The 17365-nt window shown below is 70.4% G+C and carries 17 protein-coding genes; 5 read left to right on the top strand and 12 right to left on the bottom strand.

Going from position 1 to position 17365, the window contains the following annotated elements:
• Positions 1 to 165: 165 nt before the first annotated feature.
• The gene (nadA, locus tag OG884_RS29005; protein WP_326638089.1) at positions 166 to 1320 is read left to right on the top strand and encodes a quinolinate synthase NadA; all 1155 of its coding nucleotides are present in this window, start codon (positions 166 to 168) and stop codon (positions 1318 to 1320) included.
• Positions 1321 to 1424: 104 nt separating this feature from the next.
• Here nadA and OG884_RS29000 read toward each other — a convergent pair whose 3' ends face one another.
• From OG884_RS29000 to OG884_RS28970, 7 genes are all read right to left on the bottom strand, one after another.
• Positions 1425 to 2135 (bottom strand): SIMPL domain-containing protein, encoded by a 711-nt coding sequence (locus OG884_RS29000; protein WP_326638087.1) that lies wholly within the window; start codon positions 2133 to 2135, stop codon positions 1425 to 1427.
• 159 nt (positions 2136 to 2294) lie between these two features.
• Positions 2295 to 3047: a maleylpyruvate isomerase family mycothiol-dependent enzyme gene (locus tag OG884_RS28995; RefSeq protein WP_326638086.1), complete on the bottom strand. Its 753-nt coding sequence runs from the start codon at positions 3045 to 3047 to the stop codon at positions 2295 to 2297.
• Position 3048: 1 nt separating this feature from the next.
• Entirely contained in the window at positions 3049 to 5505 is a 2457-nt protein-coding gene (locus OG884_RS28990; RefSeq protein WP_326638084.1) for a protein kinase domain-containing protein, read from the bottom strand.
• 220 nt (positions 5506 to 5725) lie between these two features.
• On the bottom strand, positions 5726 to 6301 hold the full coding sequence (gene pspAB, locus OG884_RS28985; RefSeq protein WP_326638083.1) for a PspA-associated protein PspAB: 576 nt from the start codon (positions 6299 to 6301) through the stop codon (positions 5726 to 5728).
• A 263-nt stretch (positions 6302 to 6564) separates the two neighbouring features.
• Positions 6565 to 7470, bottom strand: coding sequence for a zinc metalloprotease HtpX (htpX, locus tag OG884_RS28980; RefSeq protein WP_326638081.1), 906 nt, complete (start codon positions 7468 to 7470; stop codon positions 6565 to 6567).
• 9 nt (positions 7471 to 7479) lie between these two features.
• Complete coding sequence (gene pspAA, locus OG884_RS28975) at positions 7480 to 7758, bottom strand: PspA-associated protein PspAA (protein WP_326638079.1); 279 nt, start codon at positions 7756 to 7758, stop codon at positions 7480 to 7482.
• The gene (locus OG884_RS28970) at positions 7755 to 8570 is read right to left on the bottom strand and encodes a PspA/IM30 family protein (RefSeq protein WP_326638077.1); all 816 of its coding nucleotides are present in this window, start codon (positions 8568 to 8570) and stop codon (positions 7755 to 7757) included. Before OG884_RS28970 ends, pspAA begins: the two co-directional genes overlap by 4 nt.
• A 147-nt stretch (positions 8571 to 8717) precedes the next feature.
• On the opposite strand from OG884_RS28970, the gene OG884_RS28965 reads away from it, so the two are divergent.
• Positions 8718 to 9326 (top strand): DUF3043 domain-containing protein, encoded by a 609-nt coding sequence (locus OG884_RS28965; RefSeq protein WP_326638074.1) that lies wholly within the window; start codon positions 8718 to 8720, stop codon positions 9324 to 9326.
• A 261-nt stretch (positions 9327 to 9587) separates the two neighbouring features.
• Here OG884_RS28965 and OG884_RS28960 read toward each other — a convergent pair whose 3' ends face one another.
• Entirely contained in the window at positions 9588 to 10904 is a 1317-nt protein-coding gene (locus tag OG884_RS28960; protein ID WP_326638072.1) for an SMI1/KNR4 family protein, read from the bottom strand.
• Positions 10905 to 10948: 44 nt separating this feature from the next.
• Between OG884_RS28960 and OG884_RS28955 the strand changes: the two genes are divergently transcribed.
• Positions 10949 to 11947, top strand: coding sequence for an aldo/keto reductase family protein (locus OG884_RS28955; RefSeq protein WP_326638070.1), 999 nt, complete (start codon positions 10949 to 10951; stop codon positions 11945 to 11947).
• 269 nt (positions 11948 to 12216) lie between these two features.
• Here OG884_RS28955 and OG884_RS28950 read toward each other — a convergent pair whose 3' ends face one another.
• A complete protein-coding gene (locus tag OG884_RS28950; RefSeq protein WP_326638068.1) occupies positions 12217 to 12423 on the bottom strand; it encodes a hypothetical protein in 207 nt (68 codons plus the stop codon).
• A gap of 205 nt (positions 12424 to 12628) precedes the next feature.
• Between OG884_RS28950 and OG884_RS28945 the strand changes: the two genes are divergently transcribed.
• Both OG884_RS28945 and OG884_RS28940 read left to right on the top strand, forming a co-directional pair.
• Positions 12629 to 13672, top strand: a complete 1044-nt coding sequence (locus OG884_RS28945; RefSeq protein WP_326638066.1) for a bifunctional adenosylcobinamide kinase/adenosylcobinamide-phosphate guanylyltransferase — start codon at positions 12629 to 12631, stop codon at positions 13670 to 13672.
• Positions 13673 to 13809: 137 nt separating this feature from the next.
• Positions 13810 to 14757, top strand: coding sequence for an adenosylcobinamide-GDP ribazoletransferase (locus OG884_RS28940; RefSeq protein WP_326647022.1), 948 nt, complete (start codon positions 13810 to 13812; stop codon positions 14755 to 14757).
• 201 nt (positions 14758 to 14958) lie between these two features.
• Here the strand turns inward: OG884_RS28940 and OG884_RS28935 are convergent, their stop codons facing one another.
• The 3 genes from OG884_RS28935 to OG884_RS28925 all read right to left on the bottom strand — a co-directional run bounded on the left by OG884_RS28935 (position 14959) and on the right by OG884_RS28925 (position 17333).
• Positions 14959 to 15882 carry a CPBP family intramembrane glutamic endopeptidase gene (locus OG884_RS28935; protein ID WP_326638064.1) on the bottom strand — a complete coding sequence of 308 codons (924 nt, stop codon included), beginning with the start codon at positions 15880 to 15882 and terminating at the stop codon, positions 14959 to 14961.
• A 69-nt stretch (positions 15883 to 15951) separates the two neighbouring features.
• Entirely contained in the window at positions 15952 to 16920 is a 969-nt protein-coding gene (locus tag OG884_RS28930; RefSeq protein WP_326638063.1) for a DUF1648 domain-containing protein, read from the bottom strand.
• A 65-nt stretch (positions 16921 to 16985) separates the two neighbouring features.
• Positions 16986 to 17333: a GntR family transcriptional regulator gene (locus OG884_RS28925; protein WP_326638061.1), complete on the bottom strand. Its 348-nt coding sequence runs from the start codon at positions 17331 to 17333 to the stop codon at positions 16986 to 16988.
• Positions 17334 to 17365 lie beyond the last annotated feature (32 nt).

Here is a 17365-nt window from a genome sequence, read left to right as displayed (position 1 = left end):
TCTGTTTCTGACGTCCTTCTCAGACGCTACCAACACCCGTCCCCCGGTACACATTCCTGAGACAACACACGCCTCCTCCTTTGGACAAAACTCCCTCCCCTGGAATAAAGCCCCAATGACGTGTGTCATCATTAGTCGTCACTTCGACGATAAGGGGGTGTGGCCATGACGACCACCGAGACCGGGCTTCCGCTCTTCGTCCTGGGCAGGGGCGTCGACCCGCACAGCGAGCGCGGTGTCGACTGCCCGGGCGAACTGCCGTCCGCGTCCGACCCGGCGCTGGTGGAACGCGCCAGGAAGGCGAAGGCGGCGCTCGGTGACAGGGTCTTCGTACTGGGCCACCACTACCAGCGCGACGAGGTCATCCAGTTCGCCGACGTGACCGGCGACTCGTTCAAGCTCGCCAAGGAGGCCGCGGCCCGGCCTGACGCCGAGTACATCGTCTTCTGCGGCGTGCACTTCATGGCCGAGTCCGCCGACATCCTCACCTCCGACTCCCAGAAGGTGGTGCTGCCAGACCTCGCCGCCGGATGCTCGATGGCCGACATGGCCACCTTCGACCAGGTCGAGGAGTGCTGGGAGGCGCTGGAGGACGCCGGGATCGCCGACATCACCGTCCCCGTCACCTACATGAACTCCAGCGCCGATATCAAGGCCTTCTGCGGGCGCAACGGCGGCGCCGTCTGCACCTCCTCCAACGCCAGGCGCGCCCTGGAGTGGGCCTTCTCACGCGGGGAGAAGGTGCTCTTCCTTCCCGACCAGCATCTGGGCCGCAACACCGCGGTGCTGGAAATGGGCCTGTCGCCAGGCGAGTGCGTCGTCTACAACCCGCACCGGCCGAACGGAGGCCTGACCGCGGAGCAGCTCGCGGGCGCCAAGATGATCCTGTGGAAGGGGCACTGCTCGGTGCACGGCCGCTTCAGCGCCGAGTGCGTGGACGACGTCCGCGCGCGCATCCCCGGCGTCAACGTGCTGGTCCACCCCGAGTGCAGGCACGAGGTCGTCACCAAGGCCGATCATGTCGGTTCGACCGAGTACATCATCAAGAAGATCGAGGAGGCTCCCGCCGGGTCCTCCTGGGCGGTGGGCACCGAGCTGAACCTGGTCAAGCGGCTCGGCGCCATGTTCCCCGACAAGGACGTGACGTTCCTGGACCGGACCGTCTGCTACTGCTCGACGATGAACCGGATCGACCTGCCGCACCTGGTGTGGGCGCTGGAGTCGCTCGCCGCCGGCCAGGTCGTCAACCAGATCACCGTGGACGACGACACCGCCCACTGGGCCGGGGTCGCTCTGGACCGGATGCTGGCGCTGCCCTGACCGCGGGGTGGACGGGCCCCGGTGGGTGGTGACCCGCCGGGGCCCGTCGCGTGCCGGGAACCTGTCGCGTACCCGGGATCGGGGGAGCACCGCCTGAGCGGGGCCTAATCCAGCTCGTAGACCACCCTGACACTGACCGACATGTCCTGGCGTCCGGGGCTGATCGACGCCTTGTCCGCCATCGCACCGGCGGCGAAGAACGGCCGCGGCGGAGTGACGTTCTCCTCGCTGATCTCCAGCGCGCGGCCGAGCCTGCGCCCCGCGAGCCTGGCGTACTGCGCGGCGCGGGTCCTGGCGTCCCTGAAGGCGGCCTCGCGCGCCAGCCTGAGCGGCGCGCGGTTGTCGGAGACCTCGAAGGAGATGCTGTCCAGCCGGACCGCCTCGCCGGCCGCGACCGCCGCGTCGACCACGTCGTCCGCGGCGTCGATGTCACGCACCACCGCCTCGACGCCCTGCGCGGCCCGGTAACCGGAGATCGTGGGGTAGTCCTTGTACTGGGGGCCCAGGGACAGCTCGTTGGTCCGCAGGTCCTTGGCCGCGATCCCGGCCGCGAGCAGCGCCTTCGTCAGCGCGGCGGCGGCGGCGCGGGCGGCGGTGAACGCCTCTCCCGCGGTGGGGCGAATCACCTCGACACCGGCGTCCAGCTTCATGACGTCGGGAGTGACGGACAGGCGTCCCTCACCCACGATCGTGATCTGCGGCCGGTCTCCCTCCACCGCCACCGTGGAGGACGCGGAGTCCGCGAGCGCGGCACCGCCGAACAGGCTCATGGAGACGAGCGCGGTCGAGGCCACCACCTGAGACATCTTGATCATAGGGGCATGGCACCACGGGGCGGCGGCCCCGGCGGCGAGCCCTCCCGGGGATCTGCTGTTTCTTGGCCGAATCCCGGGGCGGGTATTCAACTTCCGCCGGTCAGACCCTGGCGAGCTCCCGCCACCAGCCCAACAGCCCCTCGTCGCCCTTTCCGCCGGTCAGACCCTGGCGAGCTCCCGCCACCAGCCCAACAGCCCCTCGTCGCCCTCGACGGCGTAGTCGTCGGCACTGCGCCGCCCCCACACGACCTGGAGCAGGTCGGCCGACGTGGCGGTACGTACGGTCACGCTCCCCGGCCGCAGAGACCGCCGGTGATGGAAGCGGTCGGGGTCAAGAGTGATCACCCATCCGGCCCCGGTGTCGGCCTGCAGGGAGATCGTCTCGCCTCCGCCCCTCAACTCGGCCACGCCCGGGTTCCACCGCGCGTACGGCAGGACGTCGAGGAACTCCTCGACCCCGTCGGCCGCCGTCTCCTCGTCGACCGTGACCGGGACGCCCAGTGCGAGCTCGGCGTCCATCCGGTGCACCAGGGTCTCGTGGAGCATGCGCCTCGACCAGAACCCCACCCGCTGCTCGGCGCCCCAGGACCACATCGGCGCCCGCGGGTCGCGCGACAGCAGCGCCTCGGACAGCAGGGTGGCCCCCTCGGCGAGCCAGGCGGGGGAGCCGCTCGCGTCAGCCGGCAGGCCCGTGTCCGTCTCGCGGCGACTGTAGCGCCGCTCGGCCAGGTCGCGGACCATGGCGGCCACCCACCGGTGCACGCCACCGATGTGGGTGACAAGCCCGGCCAGATCCCAGCCAGGACAGGTCGGCACGGGAGCGGACATGTCCCGCTCCCCCAGGACGTCGACCATCCGGGCAGCCTCCGCGGCGACCGCCGAGGCGTGCTCGGCGTGGGTCCATTCCCTCATGTCAGCCCTCTCGCGTGAAGCGCATGAACTGCTTCTCGTACTCCTTGGCATCGGTGGTGGTGGCCAGCACCCGCTGCGGCCGCCCCGCGAAGTCGAACACCACGGCCTCGTAGCCCGACCCCTTGCGCCGCCAGCCCGCGATGTGCTCGTCGTCGTACCAGCCGATGAGCCGCTCGGTCTCGAATGGGATCCGGACCTTCGCCGGGGCGTCGGAGCCGGTGGACCAGACGCAGATCTCCTTCTCGGTCCCCTTACAGTACGTGAGCAGCGACGATCCCGACGGGGAGATGTCGTCACCCTCGACGGTGATCGGGGTTCCCACGTCCAGCAGGGTCTGCAGCACGGTGCCCTGCAGGTCGTAGAAGCGGATGCGCTGGGTCTTGCCGGTGAGCGCCCAGGTGCCGACGGCGCGGCCGTCGCCCCGCCAGAAGTAGCTCCACTTGCCCGCGTCCTTCTCCTTCACACGGACGATCCTGGCCTTCTTCGTGGCGACGTCGATGATCGCGAAGCCGTACTCCTTGCTGGTGTCGTCCACGGCCTCGTAAAGCGTCACCAGGCCGCGTCTGCCGTCCGGCGACCACTGCGGCAGCGTCGGGTAGACCGGCGCCTTGGTGATCCTGATCCTGGTCGCCGCGCCGGAACGCTGGTCGATGACCGACACGATCGAGTAGCTCTGCGCGTCGTATATCCGGTCGGTGCCCAGCGCCTGGGTACCCGCGGCGTTGAGCGTGTAATGGAAGTACTTGCCGTTCTTGGCGAACCGATCGGTGCCGGACTTCCTGACGTAGAGGGTCTTCTCCCAGTCGAGGCTGTAGGAACTCAGCTTGATCGGGTCCTGGGGACTCTCGTGGAGCGTGATCGAACTGCCGGGCAGCTTGATCCTGCTGGTCGCCTGCGGCACCGTGGGAGCGTTGGGGGACGGGGTCACGGCGGGAGTGGGAGAACTTTTTGTGCCGCCGGCCTGGGTGATACCCGGCTGAGGGTCGCCCGGCGTCTCGGTGGTGCCGCTGCGCACCGCCAGCACGACGCCCCCGGCCACGAGGGCGGTGGCCAGCAGGCCGCCGACGACCGCGAACCACACCCCGCGCCCGCTCCGGGCGGAGACAGGCTGCTGTCCCGGATACGCCGGTGATCCGGGGTTCCGGTACGGGGCGCCGTCATGGGAGGGATAGGTCGCGGGACCGCCGTAGGACGGGGGCCCCGGGGGCCCCTGAAATCCCTGCTGCGGGTATCCCTGTCCTTGTTGGGAATGGGGACCGGCCTGAGCGTAGCCGTGAGACGCGGACGGCTGGGCGTAACCGTGGGGCTCGGACGGCTGCGTGTAGCCGTGAGACGCGGACGGCTGCGTGTGGCCACGTGGTTCGGAGTGCTGGGGGTAGCCCACCGGGCCTCCCTGCGGGCCCTGCGCCGGGTAGCCCCCGCCGGGACCTCCGTGCTGGGGATACGGCTGCGGCTCGGGGTGGCGGGGGTAGCCCTGCTGGACGCGGTCGTCGCCTCCCGGATGCCGCTGCACGTAGGCGGTGGGGCCGGGTTCGCTCCCGGCCGGGTAGCCGCCGGGGCCGGGGCCGGTCCGCTGCGCCGCAGCGGCCGAGCCCTCGGCGAGGATGCCGCGGGGCGCGGTGGGCAGCGCGGCGCCGGTCGGCCCGCCCGCATGGCCGAGCAGCCGCAGCAGCGCCTCGCCCGCCGCGGGCCGCTGTCCGGCGTCCTTGGACAGACACTGCCCGACCAGGTCGCGCAGCGCCGGATCGGCGATCGCCCCCAGGTCGGGTTCCAGGTTCATGATCCGGTTGAAGATCGCCGGCAGGCTGTCCGTACCGAACGGCGGCTGCCCGGTGGCCGCGAAGACCATCGTGCAACCCCAGGCGAACATGTCGGCGGGCGAGCCCGCGTTCTCCCCCGCCAGTTGCTCGGGGGTCATGTAGGAGGGGGTGCCGATCGCCATCGCGGTCAGCGTGGAGGTGCGGTCGAGCGCCTTGGCGATACCGAAGTCGATCACTCGGGGGCCGTCGGGGGCCAGCAGCACGTTGGAGGGCTTGAAATCACGGTGGACGATTCCCGCCTGGTGGATCGCGACGAGCGCGGTGACCGTGCCGATCGCCAGGCGGTGCAGGGCCGCACCCTCTCGGGGGCCCTCGGTGGCCACGACCGCGTCGAGCGTCGGGCCGTCGATGTACTCGCTGACGATGTACGGGCGATGCTGGTCGACCCCGGTGTCGATCACCGCGGCGGTGCAGAAGGGCGCGACCCGCTGGGTCGTGCTGACCTCACGGACGAAACGTTCCATCGCCTCCTCGTCCTGCGTGAGGTCGGCGCGGAGCAACTTGACCGCGACACGGACTCCCGTCGGGGAGACCCCCAGGTAGACCGTTCCCTGGCCTCCCTCGCCGAGCCGGGCGGTGAGCCGGTACTCCCGCACATGCTCGGGATCCCCGGGCCGCAAGGACGCGAGGTCCGCCATGGTCACACCCTTCTTCCGTGATGAACTTCCGGTCCCATTGTGGGGGCAAAGGGTCACAGGACGTACATCAAACCGCAAGCCGGGCGGACCTCCAAAGCGCGGTCCAGACGACCTTGCGGGATCCGCGGAAGGGTCGGAAGAGCGTGCGCGAGAGCCGGCTCGCAGGCCGGACGATCTCGGGTGAGAAGGACCGGGCCAGGCCGCCCGGCGGCGGGACCGCTCAGAGGCCGGGCGCGCCCCAGAGGGGGAACCAGCGGCCGAGATCCGGCTCGATCTCCAGCTCACCGCCGATCGCACCGCGCACCTGCAGCTCCAGCGCGTTGTCCCTGCGCCCCTCCTGCCCGGGCAGCGGGGCGAACGGGTAGAAGGTGCCCTGCTTGTAGAGGTAGACCATGGCGAGCCCGCGGCCGTCGGGGGCCGCGAAGGAGACCAGCGAGCAGAGCAGCGAGGGGCCGAAACCCGCCGCCTCAAGGGAGGAGTTGACCGCGTGCAGGTCGGTGACCAGATCACCGAGCAGGTCAGGCGCGCGGCGCACCAGCAGCCACGTGTAGCCGTAGGAGTCCTTCGAGACCTTCACCGGGGGGCCGCCTCCGGCGTCCAGCAGCTGGGTGACGTCGCGCTCAAGCGCGGCGAACGCCCCGCCCTCGGCCGAGCGGAAGCAGACCGCTCCCAGCCCGGTCGGCACCAGATCGGTGGCCGCCTGCAGGGTCACCGCGGCCGAGGGCAGCGCGAACAGCGCGTCCAGGTCGGCCTTGGCCGGTTTGCCGCGGCCCAGCAGAGCATCCCACCAGCGCATCCGGTCACTTCCCCTTCACGGCTTCACGGCTTCCACGGAACGGCACTTCACCGCTCACCGTAGTCCGCTCGCCGTAGTCCACCGCAGGCGGCGCCTCCCACCGATACGCCCTGTCAGCCCCCCTGCCCGAGCTGGGCGGAGATCCTGCTTCCGCTCGGATACGAGCCACCCGTCGCGGAGCCTTGCTGTCAGCCCCCCTGCCCGAGCTGGGCGGAGATCCTGCTTCCGCTCGGATACGAGCCACCCGTCGCGGAGCCTTGCTGTCAGCCCCCCTGCCCGAGCTGGGCGGAGATCCTGCCGAGCTGGTCAAGGCGCCGCTCCAGCGGCGGGTGGGTCGCCAGCAGCGCGCTCAGGCTCGCCTTGCCGGACAGTGCCGGTACGAAGAAGAAGGCGTTGAACGGCTCGGCCTCACGCAGGTCCCTCGTCGGGATGCGGGCCATCTCACCGCTGATCTTGACAAGGGCGCTGGCCAGAGCCGACGGGCGCTGGGTGAGCAGCGCTCCCGCGCGGTCGGCGGCCAGCTCCCGATAGCGCGACAGAGCCCGGGTGAGCAGGAAACTGACCGCGTACACCAGGACCGAGACGAGCATGATGATCAGGCCGATCGGCAGTCCGCCCCTGTCGTCGCGCCCGCGCCCGCCCAGGCCGCTGTAGAGCGCGACCCTGGTCATGAGCCCGGCGACTATGCCGAGGAAGGACGCGATCGTCATGACCGCGACATCGCGGTGGGCCACGTGGGACATCTCGTGGGCCAGCACGCCCTCCAGCTCACCGGTGTCGAGCCTGCGCAGCAACCCCGTGGTCACGCAGACCACGGAGTTCTTCTGGTTACGGCCGGTGGCGAACGCATTCGGGACGTCCGAATCGGCGATCGCCACCCGCGGCTTGGGCATGTCGGCCAGAGCGCACAACCGGTCGATCATGCCGTGCAACTCCGGCGCCTCCTGCGGGGAGACGACACGTCCGTGCATCGCGAACAGCGCGATGCGGTCGGACATGAAGTACTGCACGAGGAGCATGACGCCGGCGATCAGCAACACCGCGACCGCACGGACGCCCAACGCGATCAGCACGGCCACGAAGACGACGTAGAGCAATCCCAGCAGGAACATGGTGATCACCATGCGCCTGGTCAGGCCCCGGTCCGGGGCGAACCGGGTTTGTACCATATGACCAGGCTATCCGGGAATCAGCCCCTCATTGCCGAGCATCTCCCGAACTTCTTCCATGGAAGCGTCGGCCGGAGGCAAAATCAGCTCCGAGGACTCCAGGCTGTCGTCGGGCAGCGCCTTGCCGACATGGCGGACCTTGTCGAGCAGGGCGTGCAACCGCGTACGGAATGCCTCCTCCTCGCCCGCCTCGATGGCGGCCTCCAGTTCGGCGTCCAGGGCGTTGAGCACGTCAAGGTCGGCGGGGGCGATGTCGATCTGCCCCTCCCCCATGATGCGGACGATCACAGGCCCTCCCCTGGCTGGCGCAGCTGCTGCGTCTGGTTGGACTGTGGTTGCTGCTGAGGCTCGGGCTGCTGCTGGGCCGGACCGGGCGTGATCGCCCCCTGGGGCCCGGCGCCCTGGCCGAGTTCGGCCTTCATCCGGGCGATCTCCAGCTCCACATCGTGGCCGCCGCCCATACGGTCGAGCTCGGCCTGGATGTCGTCGCCACGCTGCCCGCTGAAGTCGTCGAGTGCGCCGCTGGCCAGCAGTTCGTCGATGGCACCCGCGCGGGCCTGCATGGAGGCCGTCTTGTCCTCGGCGCGCTGGATCGCCAGACCGACGTCGCCCATCTCCTCGGAGATGCCGGAGAAGGCCTCGTTGATCCGCGTCTGCGCCTCGGCCGCGGTGTAGGTCGCCTTGATCGTCTCCTTCCTGGTACGGAAGGAGTCGACCTTGGCCTGCAGCCGGTGGGAGGCCGTGGTGAGCTTCTCCTCCTCGGCCTGAAGGTTGTCGTGCTGCACGCGGAGGTCGGCGATCTGGGTCTGCAGGCTGCCGCGGCGGGTCAGCGCCTCGCGGGCCAGGTCCTCGCGACCGACCCCGAGCGCCTTACGGCCCTGCTCCTCAAGCTTGCGCGACTGCGCCTCGATCTGGTTGATCTGAAGCTCCACGCGTTTACGCGAGGTGGCGACGTCCGCCACACCCCGGCGCACCTTCTGCAACAACTCCAGCTGGCGCTGATATGAGTAGTCCAGGGTCTCGCGAGGATCCTCCATCTTGTCCAACGCGTTGTTCGCCTTGGACCTGAAGATCAGCGAAAGTCTCTTCATCACGCTCATGCGCGTCGGCCGTCCCCTTCTTCAAGTGCGCTTCGGGTCACCCCAAGTGATTCCAGCCCCCCGAAAAGCACCGGAGCCACCATAGGGTTCACCCTACGCATAACGCGCGGGGGCGTCACTAAGTTGCAGTCCCGGTAGGCTGACGTTGTGTTCCGACGTACCCAGACCACCGCGGACGACTCCCCCGCCTCCGCTAACGATCCTAAGCCTGCGGGCAAGGGGCGTCCCACACCCAAGCGACGGGACGCCGAAGGCCGTCGCCGGCAGCCGGTGAACGCCCCCAGCAACCGCAAAGAGGCCTACCGGCAACTCCGCGAGCGCCAGGCGAACGACCGCGTCAAGGCGCGCGAGGGGATGCTCCGCGGCGACGAGCGTTACCTTCCCGTCCGCGACAAGGGGCCCGTCAGGAAGTTCGCGCGCGACTGGGTCGACTCCCGCCGCGTCGTCAGCCAGTACTTCCTGCCGTTCTCCCTGCTGATCCTGCTGCTCACCTGGATCCCCTTCCCGACTGAGGTCCGCGGCTACGTCTACGTCGCCGTGATCACGATCGGCTGGCCGATCATGATGGTCGGCGTGCTGCTCACCTCGATCTGGGTGTCCTGGAAGGTGAAGAAGCTCGCCGCCGAGAAGTTCCCCGGCGAGAGCCTCAAGGGTGTCGGCTTCTACGCCGCCATGCGCGCGCTGCAGATCCGCAAGCTGCGCTTCCCCCCGCCCACCGTCCTGCCAGGCGGCAAGCCGGTCCCGCCGAAGAAGTAGTTCGCGGCACCCGGGAGCAGCACGGCCCATCGGCTTTCGAACCCCGCCCCTTTCTCGAAGGGGCGGGGTTTTTCATGTCCTTCGTTCTTCATGTCCTTCGTTCTTCATGTTCTTCGCAATGGCCGCGAAGCGGGTCCGTGGGGCTTTCCTGGGAGTCCCCGCGTGTTGCTCTCGCGGGCGGGAGGGACATCGATCCGCCTCCGGGGCCTTTCTGGAGGCTTCCCCGGAAGCCGGGGTCCGCGACGGCCCGTCCGGCGGCGATCACGACTGCACGACGTCCCAGTCCAGCTCGCCACCGGTCACCTTGGGTTTCCAGTGGCCCACGGACCCGCCGGTCTCCAGGGCGTTCGCCGTCGCCTTCAGCAGGCCGTAGTACGAGCGGATCCGGATGCCGCCGGGCGTGAAGCTCATCCGACCCTCGTGATCGGTCCGCCCGACGTCGCGCGCCACGGAGTCGATCACCAGGTGGTCACCGCTTCCGTTGGCGCCGAACGGGATCATCCGCCCGTCCCACCATTCCGCCCGCGAGTCGATGCCGACCTCGACGCCGATGTCCTCCCCGTCCGTCCCGCAGAGCCGCCGCCAGGTGTCACGGATCCCGCGAACCCCCTGGTTCCGGTTACCGATGAAGCCGAACGGCCAGGTGTCGTCCACGAGGCGGGCCCCGTCGTGCCGTAGCAGGGAGGCACGCAGGTCGTCGGGGAAGCGCAGGCCCATCTGCGCCTCGGCGACGGCGATCGTGCGGGCCCTGGCGGGCCTGCCCAGCGTGCGAAGGCTCTCTGGGGCGTTGGCCGCGAGCCACCTCTCGATGCGGCGCCACTGGCGGTTCACCGCCCCGGTCACCCTGGGGTCGATCGCCCGCACCCTCGGGACCCCCACCTGCGGCCGGCAGGCCGCGTCGGGAACCGCCGCGGCGGAACCGTCCGGCGGCGGGGCGAGGTCGGCCACGACGGACTCGTCCGGCGGGGCGGGGGCGGCCGCGGCGGAACCGTCCGGAACGACCACGACAACCCGGCACGAGCCGGTGTACCGGCTCACCGGCCCCTCTTCCGCCGGGTAGCGGATCCCCGGTTCCAGCGCCTGCCCCGGCTCGCACCCGTCCTTCGCATCCGGAGGGCTCCGGAGGGCGATTTCCTCGACGGCCCGCGTCCCCTCCGAGAAGACCGCGTTCTCCAGGACCTGCGTGCCGAAGGCGAGCAGGAACAGCCCGATCCCGACGACACCCCAGCGGGCCAGGCGGCCCCGGGTGGCCCCGTCCAGCGGCTCGTGCGGCGACCTGCGCGCGAACGTCCGCTCGACGGCGGACCGGAAGGCGGAGGGGGGACCCACGGCGTACCGCCTGAGGTCCTCCTCCGTGGGGACACCGAGGAGCGGCGCGGGAGGCCACCGCGGCACGCGCCCGGCCCCGGAGGCCGTTTTCTCCGCCGGTGAGCCGATCGACGCCTTCTTGATCGGGGAGTAGCCCCGGGGGCCGGCCTCCGGTCTCCGCCACAGGCGGACGACCACCACGACGACCGCCGCCAGCACCCCGGCGGCGAGCGCCAGCCGCACTCTCCGAGAAGTGATCAACCGCAACACGCCCGGCAGAGTATCCCGAATCGGGCACCTACTAATGTCAGACCATGGAATTCCGCCACCTTGGCCGGAGCGGTCTCATGGTCAGTGAGATCAGCTACGGCAACTGGATCACCCACGGTTCCCAGGTAGAGGAGGACGCCGCCAATCAGTGCGTGCGGGCGGCGCTCGATGAGGGGATCACCACCTTCGACACCGCCGACGTGTACGCGGGCACCAGAGCGGAGGAGGTTCTCGGCCGCGCCCTCGCGGGCGTCCGCCGCGGGTCTTTGGAGATCTTCACCAAGGTCTACTGGCCGACCGGCCAGGGCCCCAACGACCGCGGCCTGTCGCGCAAGCACATCACCGAGTCCCTGCACGGCTCGCTGCGCCGTCTGCAGACCGACTACGTCGATCTTTACCAGGCACACCGCTTCGACTACGAGACGCCGCTTGAGGAGACCCTCAAGACCTTTGACGACCTCGTACGCCAGGGCAAGGTCCTCTACGTCGGCGTCAGCGAGTGGACCGCCGAGCAGATCAGCCGGGCACTGAAGATCGCTGACAAGATGGGCTTCGACCGCCTGGTCTCCAACCAGCCCCAGTACTCCATGCTGTGGCGGGTCATCGAGGCCGAGGTCGTGCCGCTGAGCGAGAAGGAGGGCGTCGGCCAGATCGTCTTCTCTCCCATCGCCCAGGGCGTGCTCACCGGCAAATACCTGCCGGGGCAGCCGCCCCCCGCCGGTTCCCGGGCCACCGACCCCACCGGGGGCGACTTCATCTCCCGGATGCTCAACGACGACGTGCTCACCCGCGTCCAGCAGCTGAAGCCGATCGCCGCCGATCTCGGGCTGAGCATGGCCCAGCTCGCGGTGGCCTGGGTACTGCAGAACCCGAACGTGTCCTCGGCCATCGTCGGCGCCAGCAGGCCCGAGCAGGTCCGCGACAACGTCAGGGCCTCCGGGGTGAAACTGGACGCCGAGGTGCTCAAGAGGATCGACGACGTCCTCGGCCCGGTCGTCGAGCGCGACCCCGCCAAGACCGTCAGCCCCAGGCAGCGTCCCTGAGTGCTGTGACCGCAAAGGCTCGCCGGATTCATCCGGTGGGCTTCGCCGGCTGACCTGAACGGTCAGTGACCACCGGCCCGGCGAAGGTCTCCGGTCACCGCGGGACGGGGAGACCCCTCGCCCCCTCTCACCGAGGGGGCGAGGGGTCGGTGAGCCGCTCGCCGTTCCTCAGTGACCGTCAGCTCGCGCCCGGCTCTTCCACCAGGCGGGATGTGCGGCTCACCATGTGACCCGGCCGGTCGGGGGGCCGCCTCCGGCGGGTTTCGCGCTCACTCCGGGCGCAGGGACATTCCCTCGTACTCGATCTTCTCGCCTTCGAACAGGGTGACCTTCTCAACCCCTGCCTCCAGCAGCTCACGCCAGTTCTCACCGAGCCACGACTCGGCATCGGCCTGGCTCGGGAACGTTTCCGGCGGCGCGACCCCCTCGACTACCTCGCCGCCATTCGCGTTTTCATAACGCCAGCGCCACGTCATGCCATAGCTCCTTCTCACGGATCCTGCCAGTGCCGTTCGGCGGCTCAGCGAACCCTACCTCTCCAGGGTGCCCCCGAGCGTGGAGGCAGGATCATGGTCTCGCGCCCCGCCGCCCGGCTGTTCCCGACCCCGTACGCTGCGGAGGTCACCCGCTTCCGCCGGCAGGCGGAGGCTCTCAACCCCTCAACCCGATGGGAGACCGGGCGTGAAGGTCCTGATCTCCGGTACGGCTGGTGCGGCCGGCTGGCCGTCCCCGGGCTGCGGGTGCGCCTCCTGCTCCCGCGCCCCCTCCGGCCGCCGCCCCACATCCGTGGTGCTCGGCGACTCCGTACGGCTGCCGCCCACCGGCCCGCTCCCGCCCGGCTACCGCGCCTCACCCGGCCCGGACGGCCTCACCGTCACCACCCCCGGCGGCCGGCGCGTCCTCTACGCCGCCGCCTGCCCGCCCGTCTCTCTCCCGGATGGGGAGCCAGACCCCGCCTGCGTGGGAGAGGCGCTGGACCTGGTGCTGCTGGATGTGCTTGACCGGCCGGAACGGCTGGGGGACCTGCGGCGGCGGGGGCTGGTCGGCGAGCGGACGCATGTGGTGGCCGTCGACGTCGACCACCGGGTACCGACGGAGGCGGAGCTGTCCCGGCGGGCGGCTGTGTGGGGAGTGCGCGCCGTACCGGATGGCACGGTCATCGACATCGGCGAGCCCCCGCCGGTTCCGGCTCCCCCACCCCGAAGGACCCTGCTGCTCGGCGGGACCCGGTCGGGCAAGTCCGCGGAGGCCGAACTGCGGCTGGTGTCCGAACCCGAGGTCCTCTATGTCGCGACCGGGCCGTCCGGCGACGGCGACCCCGAGTGGCTGCGCCGGGTCCGGGCACACCGTGACCGCAGGCCCGCCCACTGGGAGACCGCCGAGACCACGGACCTGGCCGGGCTGCTGCGGTCCGCCGGGACCCCGCTGCTGATCGACGGGCTCGGCACCTGGGTCGCCTCCGTCTTCGACGAGTGCGAGGCGTGGTCGGGCGGGAACGGCCTGGACGCGGTCACGGCCCGGTGCGACGACCTGGTGGCGGCCTGGCGGCAGACCCGGGCCCGGGTAGTGGCGGTCTCCGACGAGGTCGGCCTCGGCGTGGTGCCCGCCACCGCCAGCGGCCGGATGTTCCGTGACGTCCTCGGCCGCCTGAACCAGCGCCTCGCCGCGGAATCCGAGGACGTCGCCCTCGTCGTCGCCGGCCGCCTCCTGCTCCTGCCCTGCTGAGCCTCCCCGGCTGCTGAACCGCTGCCCGCCGCCGGAGTCGGAGGAGGTCACCCTGCCCTGCCGGGCCTCCCCGGCTCCGGGCGCGTACCGAGAAATCCGCAGGCGGGGGGCGCGAGCTATGATCTGCGGTCGTGCCCATGCCCCCGCCCTCCGACAGGCCGTCGACGTTCACCGACGGGGTGCGTCTCGCAATCGGCACGCTGAGTGTGTTCCCGGTCCGTCCCGGGGTGGTCGACCGCCGCGCGGGGGGCGTCGCGATGGCGATCGCCCCGCTGGTGGGGGCGGCGCTCGGGGCCGTCGCGGGGCTGGTGCTGGCGGTGGCGCTGTGGCTGGGCATGACGCCGCTTCCGGCGTCGGTGCTGGCCGTGGCGGCCCTCGCACTGCTCACCCGGGGGCTGCACCTGGATGGGCTGGCCGACCTCGCCGACGGGCTGGGCAGCGGAAAGCCCGCCGAACGGGCACTGGAGATCATGAAGCGGTCCGACATCGGCCCGTTCGGGGTGGTGACCCTGGTCTGCACCTTGCTGCTCCAGGTGGCGGCCCTGTCGGAGCTCGCCCGCGCGGGGATGGGGCCGGTCGTCCTGGTCACGGCCTGCGCGGCCGGGCGGCTGACCCTCACCTGGTCCTGCCGGGTGGGAATCCCCCCGGCCCGCCCCGACGGGCTCGGCGCGATGGTCGCGGGCACCGTGCGACGGAGCGTCGCGGTGGGCATGACCGCGCTGGTGCTCGCGGGATCGGCGGCGCCGGCCTTCCTGCGTGACGCCGATGTCCTCGACGTCTGGTCGCCCTCCTTTCCGTTCCTCGACGCGTACGAGGACAACTACCGGCTCATCTCGGAGATCGGCTCGATCTCAGCGTCCGGCGGGACCGCGGTGGCCGGCCTCAGCGACCTCGTCCCCTGGCTGGGGAACCTCTCCGCTTCCTGGGGGCTCCCGGCTGCCGTGCTACTCGGACTGCTGGCGGCCTGGGTGGTGCGGCGCAGAGCGGTGCGCCGGCTCGGCGGCATCACAGGGGACGTGCTGGGAGCCCTGGTCGAGATCGCCACCGTCACGGCACTGCTGGTGAGCACGGTGCTCGTGAGCTGACCCCCCAGCCTCGCCCGGCCATGCCGGCTCCGTCGGCTCCGTCGGCTCCGTCGGCTCCGTCGGCTCCGGAAGATCCGGAAGATCCGGAAGATTCGCTGGCCAGGCTGAACCTGCGGACCTCACCAGAGCAGCCGAACTTCGCGAATCGGGCAGATGAGGCTCATCGGCGATAAGCCCGGGGATCTTCCTCTCCGCAGACTCTCAGGCGGTGGCCTGAAGCTGCGGCTCGATCGGCCAGCGTTTGATCACCAGCGCGGAGATCGCGGCCAGCAGCACCGAGCCGACCAGCCCGGTGATCCCCACGACAGCCAGATTAGGCGGGTCGGCCGCGTCACCGACGAGCAGGGTCAGGCCGCCGGAGGCGTTCAGGGATCCGTGCCCGACGACCGCGGGCCAGACACTCCCGGAGTAGAGGCGGAACCAGCCGAGCAGGGCACCGAAGACCACGCAGAAGACGACGAACATCGGCGCCGCCCACGCGCCCAGCTCGGGGTAGTTGTATCCACGCAGGGTGAGCGGGAAGTGCCAGGCTCCCCAGATCAGCCCGGACACCAGGAGCGCCCGCCAGGTGCCGAGCGGCATCAGGCGGGGCAGCAGCCAGCCCCGCCACCCCCATTCCTCGCCGAATGCCGCGATCGAGTTGATCAGCGGAGCGATCAGGAAGGCCGTCGCGACCTGCACGGCCACCAGGACTCCGGGCTCCATCGGAAGCGGCCGGCCAAGAGAGGCCGCCGCCAGGGTCTCGCGGAACAGGCTGAGCCCCCGCAGGTCGACGGAGAGCAGGCCGAGGGCGGCGCTGAGCGCGATCGCGGCGATCACCAGTAGGGGAATCCCGAACCAGGCCAGCGCGACGAGCGCAAGCGTGCGCCCGCGACGCTCCCCCATCCACAGGCCGGTCCGCTCAGCCCACTCACGCCAGGCGGTGGCGGGCTCCCCGAGCCGTCTGCCGCGCAGCCGGACAGCGAGGACTCCGAGTGCCGGGGTGAACATCATCGCCACCCCGATCACCGTGAACGCCAATACACCGGCCGACTCGCCCATCAACCAGAGGGGAAGGGCGAACAACCAGGACAGGCCGAACGCGACGAGCAGAAACAACCACAGGTCAGTGGATCTGCGGAGCATGAGATCACCTTCGAACGCTTGGTCTTCGAGGGATGTCTTTGGGGATGGAAAGGCCCGCGAAGGTGGAGATCAGCGGGCGCCGGGACCGGTGGAAACCCTGGCCACGAGGGTGTTCAGCAAGGCGGCGCCATTCTCGGCGTCATCGATCGAGACGGCGAAGCGACCGCCGGAGACGTAGCCCACCACAAGGCACTCCCCGCCTCTGAGCATGACCGTCACGGCACCCGGCAGGCCTCGAATGCCCCAGCCTCCAACATTGGATGGGAACAGCTCCTCCGACCAGGCCCGCTCCACTTGCGTGATCGGAATGTGCTTGCGGGGCAGGCGGAGTGGTCCGTAGAAGAGGACGACACCCTCCTCGGTGACCTGCACCCGCACCGAACTGAAGGTCACACCCACCAGGCCCACCAGGAGCATGATCGCTGCGGGGATCCACAGTGTGCCGTCACCACCGAGCAGCGCAAGCACCGTGAGCCCCACCCCTGCGGCCAGAACGGAACCGCCGAGCGTGACGAGCAGGTTATTGCGCGCCGAGGAGACCCATACCGCGCGCTGGCCCGGACGAAGCGGGACCTTTCGCGTGGAGATCGCTCCCCGCTCGGGGAGGTCATCGGGCCCCGGACGGCCCAGCAGGGCGCCGAGCCAGCCGCCCAGCACCAGGAGGGCGGGCACGAGCAGCGCCCCCCACCCCAGGTGACCGGCCTGCCACCAGCCTGGAGCGTCGAGGTTGGCCGACAGCGTGATCGCCTGCAGCCCCAGGAAGAACATGCCGCCCCCGCCCAGCAGGGCACCGAGCGCCATGCGGCTCGCCCTGCGCCTGAGCATCCCGGCGTTGACGAGTGCGGACGCGCAGGAGGCGCCCGCGATCAGCGTCCACAGACCGGCCTGGAACAGCAGCGAGACGGTGAACGGCATCGAGCCGTCGGGGGCACCGGACGGACCCCAGTGTGTGGCGATCGGGTCGGGCAGCCGGTCTCGCAGCGCCAGTGGTACGGCGATCAGGGTGGCTGCCACCAGCGCGGCCCAGCCGGCTGTCACGGAAAAGAATCGGGCTTGCAGGCCCACGGCGATCACCCCTTCGAAGGAGCGGGTCTCAGACCCGGTCAGGACAGTTCTCTGATGAGCTCGATGACGTCGTCATGGCGGTAGCCGTACTGGACCGCCTCGGCGAGCAGGGAGCGCAACTTCTCCTCGATGACGCTGCGCGGGTTGGGGCGGCTGAGCACGCTCACGCCGCGGCCGCGGCGGAACTCCAGCACCCCCTCGTCGCGCAGGTCCCGCAGGGCGCGCAGCACCGTGTTGGCGTTGATGCCCAGCGCGACGGCCAGATCGCGAGCCGGCGGGAGCCGGTCTCCCTGAGCGTAGGAACCCTCGGCGACGGCGCGTCTGATCGCCTCGGCAACCTGCTCGTGCAGCGGCCGAGGATCGTTCATATCCAGGGTGAGCAACATGATGCTAGCGACATTAGCACCAACCCCCTCGA

Source organism: Streptosporangium sp. NBC_01755, from assembly GCF_035917995.1.
Classification (GTDB): domain Bacteria; phylum Actinomycetota; class Actinomycetes; order Streptosporangiales; family Streptosporangiaceae; genus Streptosporangium.
This window is presented reverse-complemented; position numbering and strand designations above follow the sequence as displayed.

Excerpts from the sequence above, each read along its gene's own strand:
- nadA (WP_326638089.1), top strand. The coding sequence starts at position 166 with ATGACGACCACCGAGACCGGGCTTCCGCTCTTCGTCCTGGGCAGGGGC.
- OG884_RS29000 (WP_326638087.1), bottom strand. The coding sequence starts at position 2,135 with ATGATCAAGATGTCTCAGGTGGTGGCCTCGACCGCGCTCGTCTCCATG.
- OG884_RS28995 (WP_326638086.1), bottom strand. The coding sequence starts at position 3,047 with ATGAGGGAATGGACCCACGCCGAGCACGCCTCGGCGGTCGCCGCGGAG.
- OG884_RS28990 (WP_326638084.1), bottom strand. The coding sequence starts at position 5,505 with ATGGCGGACCTCGCGTCCTTGCGGCCCGGGGATCCCGAGCATGTGCGG.
- pspAB (WP_326638083.1), bottom strand. The coding sequence starts at position 6,301 with ATGCGCTGGTGGGATGCTCTGCTGGGCCGCGGCAAACCGGCCAAGGCC.
- htpX (WP_326638081.1), bottom strand. The coding sequence starts at position 7,470 with ATGGTACAAACCCGGTTCGCCCCGGACCGGGGCCTGACCAGGCGCATG.
- OG884_RS28970 (WP_326638077.1), bottom strand. The coding sequence starts at position 8,570 with ATGAGCGTGATGAAGAGACTTTCGCTGATCTTCAGGTCCAAGGCGAAC.
- OG884_RS28955 (WP_326638070.1), top strand. The coding sequence starts at position 10,949 with ATGGAATTCCGCCACCTTGGCCGGAGCGGTCTCATGGTCAGTGAGATC.
- OG884_RS28950 (WP_326638068.1), bottom strand. The coding sequence starts at position 12,423 with ATGACGTGGCGCTGGCGTTATGAAAACGCGAATGGCGGCGAGGTAGTC.
- OG884_RS28940 (WP_326647022.1), top strand. The coding sequence starts at position 13,810 with ATGCCCCCGCCCTCCGACAGGCCGTCGACGTTCACCGACGGGGTGCGT.
- OG884_RS28935 (WP_326638064.1), bottom strand. The coding sequence starts at position 15,882 with ATGCTCCGCAGATCCACTGACCTGTGGTTGTTTCTGCTCGTCGCGTTC.
- OG884_RS28925 (WP_326638061.1), bottom strand. The coding sequence starts at position 17,333 with ATGTTGCTCACCCTGGATATGAACGATCCTCGGCCGCTGCACGAGCAG.